This window comes from Winogradskyella sp. 3972H.M.0a.05 (genome assembly GCF_040493455.1).
Lineage (GTDB): Bacteria > Bacteroidota > Bacteroidia > Flavobacteriales > Flavobacteriaceae > Microcosmobacter.
In genome coordinates this window covers 313,439-330,610 of the sequence record NZ_JANFDA010000005.1, presented here as the reverse complement: position 1 = coordinate 330,610, position 17,172 = coordinate 313,439, and the positions used below count along the sequence as shown (strand labels likewise).

At 37.1% G+C, this 17,172-nt stretch carries 5 protein-coding genes; 4 read left to right on the top strand and 1 reads right to left on the bottom strand.

Annotation, left to right across the window (positions count from 1 at the left end):
• The 4 genes from NCE97_RS12305 to NCE97_RS12290 form a co-directional block, all read left to right on the top strand.
• Positions 1-4,667, top strand: a 4,667-nt coding sequence (locus tag NCE97_RS12305) for a DUF8693 domain-containing protein (protein WP_353779569.1), incomplete at its 5' end; no start/stop codon positions are given.
• Positions 4,668-4,768: 101 nt separating this feature from the next.
• The gene (locus tag NCE97_RS12300) at positions 4,769-5,551 is read left to right on the top strand and encodes a DUF8693 domain-containing protein (RefSeq protein ID WP_353779568.1); all 783 of its coding nucleotides are present in this window, start codon (positions 4,769-4,771) and stop codon (positions 5,549-5,551) included.
• A 114-nt stretch (positions 5,552-5,665) separates the two neighbouring features.
• Positions 5,666-8,095, top strand: a complete 2,430-nt coding sequence (locus tag NCE97_RS12295; RefSeq protein ID WP_353779567.1) for a M14 family zinc carboxypeptidase — start codon at positions 5,666-5,668, stop codon at positions 8,093-8,095.
• Positions 8,096-8,279: 184 nt separating this feature from the next.
• Positions 8,280-15,584 (top strand): choice-of-anchor D domain-containing protein, encoded by a 7,305-nt coding sequence (locus NCE97_RS12290; RefSeq protein ID WP_353779566.1) that lies wholly within the window; start codon positions 8,280-8,282, stop codon positions 15,582-15,584.
• Positions 15,585-15,640: 56 nt separating this feature from the next.
• Here NCE97_RS12290 and hisS read toward each other — a convergent pair whose 3' ends face one another.
• Positions 15,641-17,011, bottom strand: a complete 1,371-nt coding sequence (gene hisS, locus NCE97_RS12285; protein ID WP_353779565.1) for a histidine--tRNA ligase — start codon at positions 17,009-17,011, stop codon at positions 15,641-15,643.
• Positions 17,012-17,172 lie beyond the last annotated feature (161 nt).

The following is a 17,172-nucleotide window of genomic DNA, read 5'->3' as shown; positions in this document are numbered from 1 at the left end:
GTGCTTCTGTCTCACAGACGGCTGGTATCGCATCGGGTGGTCAGTTCCCTGTCGGTACAACAACAAACACATTTGTCATAACGGATGCTGCAGGAAACACGGCGACATGCTCATTCGACATCACCGTGATCGATGATGAGGATCCTTCAAGTATAACATTACCACTCATTACAGCTGAATGTAGTGCTACATTAACAGCACCAACAATAAATGATAATTGTGCTGGAACAATTACTGGAACAACTAGTGATCCCTTAACATATTCTAGTCAAGGTTCATACGCGATTACTTGGAATTTTGATGATGGTAATGGTAACGATATTGACATCGTTCAAAATATAATTATAGATGATACCATAAGTCCTACAGCTGTTTGCCAAGACATTACCATACAATTAAATAACACAAATGGGACAGCATCGATCACTCCTAGTCAAATAAATAATGGATCTTCAGACAACTGTAGTATTGCAGGAATGTCTTTATCTCAATCCACTTTTGATTGTACCGATATTGGTTCTAATGTGGTAGTCTTAACAGTAACTGATGTTGGAGGTAACACTGATACATGTACTGCTACTGTTACCGTAAATAGTCCTACGATTAGTGGTGGTACGCTTACTGGTTACCTAAACAATACTGAAACTATTGCTGATGCAGACGATTTAGTAGAAGTCACCGCATGCCCTGACGAACCTCAAAACGCCACATTTAATTTAACTGGTTACAGTGGAAATATTGTTCGATGGGAATCATCACTTGATGGGGGTGTGAATTGGACAACAATTGCTAATACGGCAGCTACTTATTATTATGCTGATATTACCGATACTACATTACTCCGAGCGGTAATCCAAATTGGATCATGTCAAGCGACATCAACTATAGTCATTGTATCTGTGATCCCTCCAGATGTTCCTCCAACCATTATTGGCCCTGATACTTTTTCAATTTGTTTAGGAGATGCTATTACTGTTGAAGCTCAAAGTGAATTTGCTATTCCTCTTGGTGAAAATGAGGGTGGCGGCTTTAATACTGCCAATCTTAATAATTTAGGTTGGTTGGTTGATGGCGTAGCTTCCTGGAACGCTGGAGGAAATGCCACTTCGCCTACGAGTTGGCGAGGAACTAATGGGCCTAATAACTTTAGTGGTCGTTGTTATGAATCTCCGGATAATAATAAGTTTGCTATTGCACATGGTATTAACGGGATAACAACATTAGAAACCCCTACTTTTAACACTTTAGGACTTGCAACTGCTACTTTAGAATTTGATCAAGCTTTTCGTTTTACTGCTGGTGCTTGGGGACTAATTGAACTCTCTCTGGATGGAGGGGCTACATACCCTATAACTCTAGACCCTGGCGCTGCATATAATTACACTGGTCCAAGTGACAGTGGTGGTTTTGCTGATCTCAATTGGCCTCCTGGAGGTCCTAATGGTTGCAGAAATACATTAAGTTCTTTGGTGGATAAACATGTGTCAATTGATCTGGGTTCTTACATTGGGTTAACAAACCTAAGAATAAAATTCACCATGAATAGTAATACTACTAGCTCTTGGGCTTTAGAGAATATAACCATCCCTCAAGCTCCTGTCGACGAAGTTATTGAGTGGACAGATGGTACAGGAACCGTAGTTACTACAGGAGCTTCAACAACAATCACTCCTGTTACTCCTGGTGTACAAACTTATGGTGTAACATCTCTCATCAATGGCTGTAGAGCTGATGGAGATGAAGGTACAGAGTTTATAGATGTTAATGTCTCTTTCGCTTATGCAGGTAAGGACATTGCTCCTATTACTGGAGAATGTGGATTGTCTACTGTAAACCTTAATGCTTACGATAATACTCTAACGGCTGCTCAAAATATTGCTAATGGTGCTTATGATAATAATTATGTCACTGGAACGTATCCGGGAACTGGAGATGCTGGTGTCTGGTCCGTTGTATCTTCGCCTTCGGCTTGCGGAAACACCTATTCCTTTTCAAATGTAGGTGACCCGAGAGCAACTTTTACTGGTGAAGCTGGAACTTATACACTTAGATGGACCGTTGCTGGCTGCTCTTTTGATGACATGCAAGTTATAATAGACAATTGTAACACAGTTGATTTTGATGGTGTGAATGATTATATCACATTTGATGACAACTACCCGGCTGGAAATAACTTTAGTCTTGAAGTTTGGGTTAAACCAAATGCATTGTCTGGCACACAAGCTTTACTATCTAAAAGAGACGCTAACAACCTTACTAATGGTTACGACTTGCGATTAACTAACAATACGTTGTCATTCAATTGGAACAATGGTGGCTCTATTAATTCACCATATGCACTAACCATAAATAGATGGTATCATGTTGCTGTAACATTCAATTCAGGAAATTATAGGTTATATGTTGATGGTATACTTGTCAATACTACTGCCGGCTCGGCTCCATCGGTGAACGCTAGAAGTTTTATCATTGGTGCAATGGATAAAACTGGAGATCCAACAAATCACTATAACGGATGGATTGATGAAGTAAGAATATGGAACACTGCTCTTACTGTAGACCAGATTCGACAAATGATGAATCAACAAATTCAAAATAATGGTAATACTGTAAGAGGAGAAATTGTGCCTTTGGATATCAACGGTTTATTATGGGCAAATCTTGATGGTTATTACAGAATGGATCTTAACTGTGGTCAATTAACTACAATTGCTGGAAGCATTGATGGTCGTTTAAGAAATATGAATTCTTCACAAGAAGAAACTGCGCCATTGCCATATACGTCTAGAGTTGATGGTCAACAATGGGCAACTGATAATACTTGGACTCATTTCAATGTTTGGGATGCTCCAAATAGCTTGGGTATAGACGGTGTTACGCCAATAGATTGGAATATTGTTCAAATATCTCATAATATTGATTCAGGAAATAAAAATATAACCGTTCTTGGATTAATTTCTGATACGTCTGGTAAAGAGCTAACGATTTCAGATCCAAATGACACTCAAAATGAAACTAATACTGGTCAAAGTTTAACAGTATCTCATTACCTAAAACTAGACGGGTTTATTGATCTAGTTGGCGAATCTCAATTGATTCAAAACGAAGGCAGTATACTAGACGTTACTAGTGCTGGTTATCTGGAAAGAGATCAACAGGGTACAACGAACTTCTACAACTATAATTATTGGAGTTCACCTGTAAGCCCAATAAATACAACTTCAAACAATGGAGATTACACTGTAAATGGAGTCTTTAGAGATGGTACTAATAGTAACAATCCTTTAAATTTCCAATGGACTAATAGTTATGACGCAAATGGCTCTACTACTCCTATTACACTAAGTAGACGCTGGATTTATGTTTATGAAAACTATCCTGCGGATACTTATGCCGATTGGAGGTACTTAACAGAAACGGGAACTCTAGCGGTTGGTCTAAGTTATACTATGAAAGGTAGTGGCGCTGCCTCTTCTGAACAAAACTATGTATATATCGGGAAGCCAAATAACGGCACCATTACAACGCCAATCACGATTGGAAATCAGGCATTAGTTGGGAATCCTTACCCTTCGGCCTTAGATGGCAATGAGTTCATATTGGATAATATTCCTGGTGGAAATGCTGGAAGCTCAAACAGTACAGACGGTACTCTATACTTCTGGGAACACTATACTTCTAACTTCACACACATTTTAGAGGATTATGAAGGTGGTTATGCTACCTATAACTTAACAGGTGGTAACGCTGCGGTTTCGCCTCCTCTGGTAAGTGGCAATGGAACACCTTCAAAAATACCAAGACGTTATGTCCCAGTAGCGCAAGGGTTCTATGTTACGGCCAGTAATGTAGGTGGTAATGTGACATTCCATAACGATCAAAGACAATTTGTTAGAGAAGCTGTAAATACTTCAGTATTTATAAGAAGTGAAAACCCTAATACTACTGCTAGCTCTGATGCTGTTGGAGAAGATGATATACAGAGAGTTCGAATTAATTTCAAAAACCCTGATGGTGCTATACGACCTTTATTATTAGGGTTTACACCAGATGATTCTGCTACTGATGGTTTTGATTATGGTTATGATGCTGAAGAAACTGAATTGTTGGAAGATGATATGCTTTGGATGGTTGATGAATTGACTTGCTCAACTCAAGGTGTTGGTTCTTTTGACATTACCAAACAATATCCTTTAGGCCTGTTCATGACTAATAGTGGCTCCGTTGAAGTTTCATTATCTCAATTGGAGAATTTTAGTGACGTTATTGATGTCTTTATTTATGATGCATTACTAGATACTTACTTCCAAATCAATGATAACGATTTTGTTATTGAAGTTGATTCTGGTGACCATATAGATCGTTTCTTTATTACCTTCATGGAGGAAGACACGTTATCAATTTCTGAAGTAGAAAAAGATAAGATGGTGATTAGTTACCTTAGCGAAAGTCATTATATCTATGTTAATACTTTTGACGGTAGACCTATAGATAAAATAGAGCTTTACAATATCCTAGGTCAAAAAGTAAGGACATGGTTAGATTCTGATGGTTTCTCTCCAAGCAGTATATCTGTTCCTGTGCTTGGTATTTCTGAAGGTACTTATATTGTGAAAGTACATAGCGAAGGTAAAGTCTTCAATAAAAAAGTAATTATTTCACTCTAAGTTTATATTGTTCAAAAGCTATATTAAAAAGCATTTCATCGATAATATTTGCATTTCATAGATAAAGTTCTATCTTTGTAGAGCCCTTAAATCTACTTATGATGAAAACTTTACTAAAGCTTGCTATTGCTTTTATATGCTTTTATCCTATAACTGCTAGCTCCGATTCAACAACAAATTCTGAAGATTTTAATGATATTCAAAGAGTAAGAATTGATTTTACAACCTCAACTGGTTATGTAAGACATTTGCTCCTTGGGTTTACTCCAGATGATGCCGCAACAGATGGGTTTGACTATGGTTATGATGCTGCTAATATCGAAAACCTTCCAGATGATTTAAACTGGATGATTGATGATGAACGCTATGTTATCCAAGGGGTTGGGAGTTTTGATGATATGAAAGTATATCCACTAGGAATGTTTATTAGTAACCCAGGAGAAATTTCTATTGACTTAGATGCTTTAGAAAACTTTGATAATGAAATAGATGTTTACGTTTACGATAGTGTGCTAAATACTTACACGCTAATTAACAACAGTTCATTTTTGTCAACAATTGACTATGGAGAGCACATAAATAGGTTCTATATCACTTTTTCTAACACAGCTATGGCAGAATATCTTAGCATAGAAGAACATAGTCTACCTGAAATAAATGTCTATTACGATAACTTTTCAGAAACACTCGCAATCAGTAGCGAGTCTAGCTTTATTGATACACTTTCAATATTCGATATCAATGGAAGGATTCTATATCATTTGGATAAACCCAATACTCACACAAAATCTGCTGAATATAGAACCAACTACCTTTCTAATGGTACACTAATTATTCATGTTACTTCTAATCAAAAAACAATAATTAAGAAGATTATCATTTAGAAGTAATCTATTATAAAAATGCATTTCATCGATTTTTTATGCATTTCATAGATAAAAATTAAAATATTATGATATATTAGCCTCGCAAAATTTCATTAAACAACCCCAAATCTGATGAAAAAAACTACTATTCTATTTGCGTTTGCATTACTATGTGCATTCAGCACCTACTCACAAACCGACCTTCAAAAAGCTCAGGATTATATTCAGTCTAAAGGAGAAGTTTGCTTTTTCTTTACAGCTAATAGTGTAGAGCAGTTTCAAGAGATTTCCGAATTCTTGTCTATTGGACATAGAGTAAACAGAGAGACTTTAGAAATTGAAGCTTACGGAACAGCAGAAACCTTCGAAAGATTCTTAACCTACGGTCTATCCTATAGCGTTAATGAAAGTGATAATGAGTTTAATCCACATGGTTCTGTGTCTTACGATGTAAATGCTTGGGATACTACTTGGGACGAATATCCTACATATTCGCAATATGTGGCAAAAATGAATTACTATGCTACAACATATCCTAACCTATGTTCTTTAGAAACCATAGGTACAACGTCTACAGGTCGCGAATTATTAATGTTAAAGATTTCTGATAATGTTAATCAAAATGAAGCTGAGCCAGAATTTATGTATACATCATCTATGCATGGTGATGAATTGGCTGGATACCCATTAATGATTCGATTGATCGATTATCTATTGACCAACTATGGTAGTGATACTGAAGTTGATAATATTGTTAATTCAACCGAAATCTATATCAATCCACTAGCAAATCCTGATGGTGCTTATAGAGCTGCAGGAAATAACACGATTACAAATCCTAGGCGTGGAAATGCTAACAATCAAGATTTAAATAGAAACTATCCAGATAATCAAAATATTGGGAGAATTAATGGTAATGGTAGTAATACAAGTCGTTTACACTTTAGTAGTATTGGTAATGTTTATGAAGCAGAAACTATAGCTTTTATGAAATTTGAAGAAGCTCATGATATTGTTTTATCAGCAAACTTCCATGGCGGTACTGAGTTAGTGAATTATGCTTATGACAATACTTATGATCAGCATGCGGATCACGATTGGTATGAACATATTTCAGTTGAATATGCTACACATTGTCAAAACAATAGCCCTGCTGGGTATATGACTGTTGATGAAGATGCAGGGACTTACCCAAGCCCAGGTGTGACAAATGGTGCTGCATGGTATGTTGTTTATGGCGGACGTCAAGATTACATGAACTATTATAGACATTCTAGAGAAGTAACGATAGAGCTTTCAGATACTAAATGGATCAATGGAAATCAGTTGCCAAATCACTGGGACTATAATAGACAAGCATTCTTAGACTACATAAAGCAGGTCAACTATGGATTCCAGGGAATCATTACTGATGAATCTGGAAATCCTGTTGAAGCTAGAGTGTACATTAGTGGACACGATGCTTTGAACTCTTGGATAACTTCTAATAAAGATCTAGGTGACTACTATAGACCAATAAAAGCGGGTACCTATAATGTAACTTTTGAAGCTCCAGGTTATGTGACTCAAAATAGAAATATTACGGTGACGGACAATGCTGTAAAAATCGAAAATGTTACGATGGTCGCTTCAACAGCAAACCCAATCGCGAATGATGTTACAATCAATACAGGTGAAACAGCTGACCTATCTGCAACAGGATCTGGTACGATTAACTGGTATGAAAACGCTGATGATGTTGCCCCTGTTTTTACTGGTGCAAACTTTACCACACCATCTTTGAATGTGACAACATCTTACTTTGTTGAAGATGTAATCTCTAGACCAAATGCTGGTTCAACAGATAACCAAGCCAATGGTAATCAATTTACTGGAGGCTCTACTGAACGCTATTTAGTATTTAGCAGTACCGAACAGGTACGCTTAAAGTCTGTTGAGATTAACGCCGGAAATACTGGTGAAATCGAAATCCAATTGCAAGATAGTTCTGGAAACATGTTAGACTCTAGAGTCTTTATTATTGACAACACCGGAATTCAAGAAGTAGAATTAAACTTCATAATTCCTGTTGGAACTGATATGAGACTAGCGAGTAAAGAAATGTCTAGTGGTTTCCAGATATGGAGAAATAATGCAGGTACATCCTATCCTTACACATCAGGACCTGTGACGATAACAGATAGTAATGCAGGAACACAATACTACTATTTCTTCTACGACTGGAAGGTTGAAGAAATTAAAAGTGCTCGTGAAGAAGTTATTGTTACTGTTGAAGATACACTTACTATAGCTGATAATGAGTTGAGTGATACAAGTATCTATCCAAACCCATTCAATAATAGTATCAACATTCAACTACCAAACCAATATGCTACAAATAGTATTGCAGTAGAAATGTATGATGCTCTTGGTCGTTCAATATTGAAAGTTGATAGCCTAAATTCACAGAATGGCGTATTCAATTTATCAAACCTAGACAACCTATCTCAAGGGAGCTATTTCATAAAAATCATAGATAATGAAACTAGCAACTCAGTTGTAAAACAATTGATTAGACAGTAATTAGGAATATAAAATTTAGCAAGAACCCGAAATTTGCTTAAGATTTCGGGTTTTTATTTATATGAAAATCAACAAGTTACAAATTCAATGTGTATTTCATCGATTTTTTTTGCATTTCATAGAATTCGATTCTATATTTGACACATAATAGATAACCCCCATTATCTACAAAATTTAACCGCTTATGAAAACTATTACGCTTTCATTCAGAACGTATGCGCTACTCACTTGCATACTTTTCACATCTGTAGCTTTAACAGCTCAAGATTTTAATGTACAACACATACAGGATGATATTGGCAACAGTGGTGGAACCAATACGAGTTTTACCGCAGTTAATATGTCCAATACCGTTGCACTAGCAAATAATAACCGTAAAGCTAATGCAGGTAGAACAGACTTAAACACAAACAACTTAGAGGGTGATGATATGTCTGGTGGTAGACAATTAACTGGTACAACTACCCTATCCTATTATAGGGATTCTGGTTCTAGATCTCAAACCATGAGATTCAACACTTCCTTATGGGAGTACACAGGTAGCCCAGGAGGTGCTAACGAAATGATTGTTAGAGGTCGTTATACCATATCCTTAAATGGTGGTACCAATAGTGTTACTCAAGCCTTAACAGGAGTAGTTAATGCCAATGATTGTATTCCATTTATTACTGGTATTATTAACAGTGCAAATGGTGATGATGCCGATTCTAGTACTGCAGTAGCTTATTTAGAAAATGCTACAACACTTAGAGTACAGAAGGGTTCAGATGGTAATAACATTACAGTTTATGTTACTGTAGTTGAATTTACTGGTAGCAACTGGACGGTTTTGCATGGTGACTCTGGTAGTTCTTCTGCAGATACTGGTTCTATTACCTTAAGAGCTAACTCTGATGGTACGGGTACAGCAACTAATGTTAGTGATTGGAGCGAAGCGATTATATTCACACACCATAGAGGGGATATGACTACAGATGGTGTTGATGATGGTTGTGCAGACAACTGGCCAATCACTGACCCAGGTGCAAATAACCAAACCGTAGATTGGACATTCCACTCTAACCATGATGGAACTAACAGGCATTTTGTTCATGTATTAAATAATACTGGACTTAATGTTACTCGTTTTCAAGACACAAGTAACTCAAATGGAGAAACGACTATCAATATTGCTAGTGCTGGTCTTTCATCTTTAAGCGAAGCCTTAATTGTAGGAACAACTACAGCAAATAGTACAGGTGCTGGTTATGGTAGAGGATGGAGAAACTACTACCTAAACTCCACAACTCAAGCTGCACACTGGTGCCACAAAAATAATGGTACGTTGAGTCATGAAATTCAAATTATAGATTTAAGCGGTTTAGCGATTCCAACTCCAGAAATTAATATCACTGGACTAGGAAATACGATTAATGATGGAGACACAACGCCTTCTGTAACAGACGATACAGATTTTGGCAATGTTGATGTTGCTGCCGGAACAAATGCTAATACCTTTACAATACAAAACTTAGGATCTGCAGTTTTAAACCTTACGGGAAGTTCACCTTATGTGGCAATTAGTGGTGCAAATGCAGCAGATTTTACAGTTACAGTAATTCCTGCGCCTTCGATTGCAGGAAGTGGAAATACAACTTTTGATATCACTTTCAATCCAAGTGCTGTAGGTTTAAGAACAGCTACGGTATCGATTGCTAATGATGATAGTGATGAAAATCCTTACACGTTTGATATTCAAGGTACTGGTTTCACGCCAGCGCCAGAAATCAACATTCAAGGAAACGGAACTAATATAACTGATGGTGATACTACACCATCTGTAACAGATGATACTGATTTTGGTAGTGTTGATGTTGCTGCCGGAACCAATGTAAATACGTTTACAATTCAGAACACAGGAACACTTAACCTTAATCTTACAGCGGCTTCGCCTTATGTAGCAATTAGTGGTGCTCATGCTGGAGATTTTACGGTTACTGCAATTCCTGCTGCGACTATTGGAGCTAGCGGTAGTACAACATTCGATATTACATTCAATCCAAGTGCATTAGGTCTTAGAACTGCAACAGTATCTATCGCCAACAATGACAGTGATGAAAATCCTTATACATTCGATATACAAGGTACTGGTTCTACAATTACATACTCTCAGGTAACAGTAGAAGTTTACTGGCCTAGCTGGTCTTCTGAAAACAGAGTTGAAGTGTATGATCCAAGTAATACTTTGCTAAGCACAATTGACAATGGATACGATGGTAGTGCCAATAACAGTTATGCAACTACTGTAGATCTTGGATGTCTTCAAGATTTAAATAACTATTACATTACCATGTACGATACATATGGTGACGGATGGAATGGAACAGGACCATACGTTATTGTAAGAGTTAATGGTGTTATTGTTATAAATAACGATGGTTCATCTACTACCTCAGCTGGAGTTGGTGTTAATGTTAACTTTAACGTCTCAGGTGGTGCTGCAGGAGCAGAAATGCAAGTTACAGGAAACGGTACTGAAATCACTGATGGTGATACGACTCCGGATCCGACAGATGATACAGACTTTGGTAGTGTTAACGCAGCTGCTGGATTCAATGTAAACACATTTACGATTAATAATACTGGATGTACAGCTTCATTAAACTTAACTGGTTCTTCTCCATATGTAACCATTACTGGAGCTCATGCAGCAGATTTTACACTTACTGCAAACCCATCAACACCTATTGCGTCTAGTAGTAGTACAACATTCGACATTACGTTCAACCCAAGTGCTTTAGGGTTAAGGACTGCATCTGTTTCGATTGCAAATGATGATAGTGATGAGAACCCTTATACATTTGATATTCAAGGTATGGGTATCGATATATGTGGAGGAAGCACAATAACATCTTTCCCACACTCTGAAGATTTTGAAACTGGATTAGGCGATTGGTATCAAGAAACATCTAGTGATGATTTTGATTGGACAAGACAAACTGGTGGTACACCATCTACGCAAACTGGTCCTGCTCAAGCAGATAGTGGTAGTTATTACTTATTTACTGAGTCTAATGGTAATACTAATACTACTGCAATACTTAATAGTCCATGTTATAATTTAACAGGTCTTGCTAACCCAAGATTTACGTTCCACTTCCATATGAGAGGTGAAGCCAGTGGTACAAGCTATATGGGAGATTTAAGCATTGAGCTAAGTACAGATGGAGGTTCTACATTTACGGTAATCCCTTGGTCACATAGTGGTTCGCTACAAAGTGCTGGATTATCTGCATGGATTGCTATAAGTCTTGACCTTTCACCTTATATCGGGCAAACTATTAAGCTAAGATTTGTTGGTGACGTGTCTAATGATAATAGAAGTGATATGGCAATCGATAATGTATCATTATTCGATGCAGCCGATCCTACAATCATTCCTGGCGATGCGACTACAGATTTATCGTTATGGTTAAAAGCTAATGATGGTAACCATACTGATGGAGATTCTGTATCTGTATGGGAAGATCAAGGATTTGCAGCAGACGCTAAGCCACATATTGCTGCACAAAGCCCTACATACAGAGATAATGCAACAGATAATGTAAACTTCAATCCTGTAATTGAGTTCGATAATACCTATGCTACATTCTCACTAGACAGTGACTATAGATATGACCTTAATACAACGCAATTCCTTGAAGGTGATTATGGGTATTACACAGAAGAGTTGTTTATCGTTATCATTCCAGATGACACTCCAGTTGATAATAGCTTTGGTTTTATGGATGTTATTTGTGGTGATTCTAATACTTCAAATAATCAGACGGATACAACAGGAATTGGATTTGGAGATTATACTGGTAGAATTAGTGGAGAGATTATTTCTTATGCACACTCTACTTATACCCAAACGGAAGCTGGTGATGGTTATGCTGTTGCAGAAATCGGAACTGGTTCTAGCTATGACAATGTAGGTATTATAAATACAAGAAGAAATACTGGTAATACACAACAGGAGTTGTATTACAATGCTAACGATATTGAAACCAACCAAAATGACGTTGCCGAATTCCTTAATAGTGACGACACACGTTACTGGATTGGTCGTAGTAAAGGTTGGGAAGCAACTACTAATGCAAGAATTGCTGAAGTTATCTCATTTAAAGATAGATTAACTGATACAGATTTAACACAAGAAAGAAATAGAATTCAATCTTACTTAGGTATTAAGTATGGAATCACACTTGGTGTTAATGGTACTTCTCAAGACTATGTAGATAGTGATGGTACTGTAATCTGGGATGTTGATACTGGAGTTCCTGCAAATGATGTGTTTAACTATGATATCGCAGGAATCGGTAGAGATGATGATTCTGATCTATTACAAAAGCAATCTAGAAGTGTAAACAATGCTACAGATGGAACTGGTAGAACACAAGGTGTATTAACCATGGGAATCTCTAGTATTGCTAACACAAACAATCTTAACACAAATACATCTTTAACTGATAAGCAATTCCTTATCTGGGGTAACGATGGTGTGGATTTAGATGATCCAGCTGTAGTTGTAGATGTAGATATGAGTACAGATATTACACCTACTATTTCAGGTGGTACTTGGGTACAGTTTAACGGTATCGCAAGAACATGGAAAGTTGTTGAAAGAGGTGGAGATATTCCAGAAGTTGAAGTTGAAATCCTTACAAATGCTGTAAGAACTGCGACACCTCCAGATGGACGTTACTTAATGTTTATATCAGATACGCCAAACTTTGACCCTACTGCAGATTATAGAGTAATGTCAGCGACGACTAATGAATTAGGTGAAGCGACATTAACTACAAACTATGATTTTGACGGCACTAAGTATATCACATTTGGTTGGGCACCAGAGCGTGTGTTTGAGCGTTCGATTTATTTCGACCCAGCAGATACCAACTATGTAGATATGGAAGATGCCTTAGACCTAGACAATACTGGATTTACAGTTTCTGCTTGGGTGATGAGAGATACTAACTCTGCTAACAAGTCTATTTTATCTAAGCGTGATGCTTCTTATACTGGTGGATATGATTTAAAAATCACGACTACTGGTTATGCTGAAATGTCTTGGGGAGCTAGTGGATCACAGTCAATAACATCTAACGTTCAGATTCCATTAAATCAATGGCATCATATTGCTGTAACGTATAGCTCAGGTACAGCTCGTATGTACATCGATGGTGTGCTTTCTAACACTGCGAGTTTATCTGCACCAGCAGCGACAACACATTCATTCTATATTGGTGCTGCGGCAAAGAATACTCCACAAGCATTCTTCCATGGTAACATTGACGAGGTTCGTGTTTGGGATGCTGCTTTAACAGTAGATCAATTACACTATATCATGAACCAGGAGATTGAAGCTAATGCAACATTCGTTTCTGGTAAATACTTTAACGATATCAGTGTAACACCAACCAAGAACGATGTAAGTACATTGCCTTGGGCTGATCTAGCTGGTTACTACCCAATGTCTACATATACATATACAAATACGAAAGACGAATCTGGTAATGGTCATCAAGGAGCTTTAAGAAACTTGAGAACTGTCGACAGACAAACTGCTCCTTTACCTTACCAATCTGCTCAAGATGGACAATGGGATCTTAATAATACATGGGTAAATGGTACATTACAAACCATTCCTGGTACTACATCTATTGTCGACAGTAATGTTTCAGTAGATTGGAATATTGTAAGAACAACGCACTCCGTTGTTATTGATGACGATTCTGATTTACCAACGGCTAACAATGGAAACAGATCGGTACTTGCTCTATTCGTAGATAGTAATACGCTTACAGTTGATGGTACTACAAATTTAGCTACAACTACATTTGATGGTACTGGGTTAACCGTAACGCATTACTTAAACTTAGATGGAGATATTGATCTTGAAGGTGAATCACAATTAATACAATCTTTAGATAGTGATCTAGCAGTAACAAGTGCTGGTTCAGTAGAAAGAGATCAACAAGGTACAGCAGATACCTATACATATAACTATTGGTCATCACCAGTAGGTATTATGAATACAACAACAAATAATAATGGTTATACCCTACCAGATGTTATGAGAGATGGTACTAATGCTATTACTTATGCAACTTCTGGATATGATGGTAGTAATACTAACCCTATTACTATTGCAGATTACTGGATATGGAAATTTGCTAACCAACCAGATGATGACTATTCTGCATGGCAACATGTACGTAGTACTGGATCAATGCTGGCTGGTGAAGGATTTACAATGAAAGGACCTGGTTCTGGAGTTGTAGCTGATGAGCAAAACTATGTATTCCTTGGTAAACCAAACAATGGTGACATTAACCTTACCATCAATGCCAACAATGATTATCTAGTTGGTAATCCGTATGCTTCAGCAATAGATGCTAATCAATTCATCTTAGATAACGGAAGCGTTATTGGAGGCACAGGAGCGACTACAGGTACATTATACTTCTGGGAGCACTGGGGAGGTGGAAACCACAACCTAGGTGATTACCTTGGAGGTTATGCAACCTATAACCTTTCTGGTGGAGTGCCATCTGCGTCACTTGGTGTTAACGACCCAGATGTAGGTACAGGAGGAACTCCGAGAAAACGTCCAGGAAGATATATCGCAGTAAGTCAAGGATTCTTTGTTGTTGCTGAAGGTTCTGGAGGAACTATCAACTTTAACAATGGTCAACGTGTCTTCCAAAGAGAAAGCGCAGTATTAGATGGTGGTGCTTCAGTGTTCATGAGAACAGCTGCAGATCCAAATGTTAATACAGGTGGCGATGACAGAATGAAATTCAGAATTGGATTATACTCCGTGAATACTTTACAACGTCAGGTATTATTAACTATAGATGAAAACGCTACTGTAAATGTAGATTGGGGTTATGATGCCAAGTTGAATGAAAGTCAGATGGATGATCTTTACTGGATGGTTGAAGGTGAAAAGTATATTATTCAAGGTAGTAATGAAGCTGAAGACTATTCAGTTTATCCAATAGGTATCAAAACAGATATGGACGGTATGAATACTATTTCTATCAACGAATTAGAAAACGTACCAAGTAATATCACAGTTTACCTTCACGATAAGGATAACGAGATGTACTATAACCTTTCAGAAGGAGATCATGAATTCTATCTGGATGCAGGTGAATACAATGATAGATTCGAAATTACTTTCAGTAATCCAGATTCATTAAGCATTGGAGAAAGTGAATTGAATACAGTAGACGTTTATTATGTAAATGACATTGAAAGCGTCGTACTTAGAAATCCAACAGGATTAGACATAAAGTCAATTGAGATGTTCAACATGCTTGGACAATCGATACACACTATAGAAAATATTTCAGGAAGCGGTTATTCTGAATATGAAGTTAAGAATTTAAGTAGTGGTACTTACATTATCAAATTATATACTGCAAGCGGTTCAGTATCTAAGAAAGTTTTAGTTAAGTAATGCTCCAAATCTCTTAAATCTTAACCTAAAAAAGCCCCAATTAATTGGGGCTTTTTTTATTTCAAATTTTTAATCAATTGTTCAATTGGAACTTTTTCTTGTTCACCTGTAACCATATTCTTTAGAGCAAACATGTTTGTATTGAGTTCCTCCTCTCCTACGATTACTACATAAGGAATTTGTCGTCTATTAGCGTAGGTCATTTGCTTTTTCATCTTAGCACTGTCTGGATATAACTCAGAACTGATTCCATTCTCTCTAAGTGCTTTAATTGCCTTCATACATGCCAAAGCTTCTTTCTCTCCAAAATTGATGAACAACACTTTGGTACTTTCCGTAATTGTCTCAGGGAACAGATTCAATTCTTCCATCACCAGATAAATTCTGTCCAAACCAAAACTTATTCCAACACCACTAACATCCTTAAGTCCAAAGATTCCAGTAAGGTCATCATAGCGACCGCCACCACCTATAGAACCCATCTGTACCTCTTCTGGCGCAGATACTTCGAAGATAGCTCCTGTATAATAATTTAGTCCTCTGGCTAAGGTGACATCTAATTGTAAAGTTGATGTTTTTAATCCTAACTCTTGTATTGCTTTATCTACAAACTCAAGTTCTTCAATACCTTTAAGACCATCCTCTGAACTCGATAAAATTGATTTGAGCTTTTCGATTTGTGCTCCAAAATTACCGCTCAACTCAAATAATGGTTGTAGCTTATCAATCCCCTCTTCAGAAATACCTTTGCTACGCATTTCATCTTTTACCTTCTCCTCGCCTATCTTATCGAGCTTGTCCAAAGCAACAGTAAAATCTATAAGCTTATCCTTAGCTCCAATGACTTCTGCAATACCAGACAATATTTTTCTGTTATTGATTTTTATGGTAGTTCCTTTCAATCCTAAAGCAGAAAACACAGCATCGTACAATTGCACAAACTCTACTTCTTGCCATAATGATTGAGACCCTACAACATCGGCATCGCACTGGTAAAACTCTCTAAAACGTCCTTTCTGTGGACGATCGGCGCGCCATACTGGTTGTATTTGATAGCGTTTAAATGGAAACGTAATATCATTTTGATTTTGAACAACGTAACGTGCAAAAGGAACCGTTAAGTCATAGCGTAACGCTTTTTCAGAAATCTTAGCAGTAATCTTATTCGAATTCTTTTCAGAATATACAGCATCATCAACCTTACTTAAATAATCCCCAGAATTCAAAATCTTGAAAATCAAGCGGTCCCCTTCTTCACCATATTTCCCTATTAAGGTTTCAGAATTTTCAAAGCTTGGCGTTTCAATAGGTTGAAATCCAAATTGTTCAAATTGCTCCTGAATCGTATTAAATATATAACGACGCTTTGCAACCTGATCTGGGTTGAAATCTCTTGTGCCTTTTGGTATGCTTGGTTTTTGTGCCATATCTACTCCCCACAAAAGTGGAGATCTATTTTTTATTAGTAACTAATTTGCTGTAAAAGTAATTAAAACTCTAATTTATTTATATGTTCATTTTGTCTTGATACAAAACGAACCAAAAAATCAAATTCAAATAAGGAAATTGCTAAAGCATCTTTCACTTT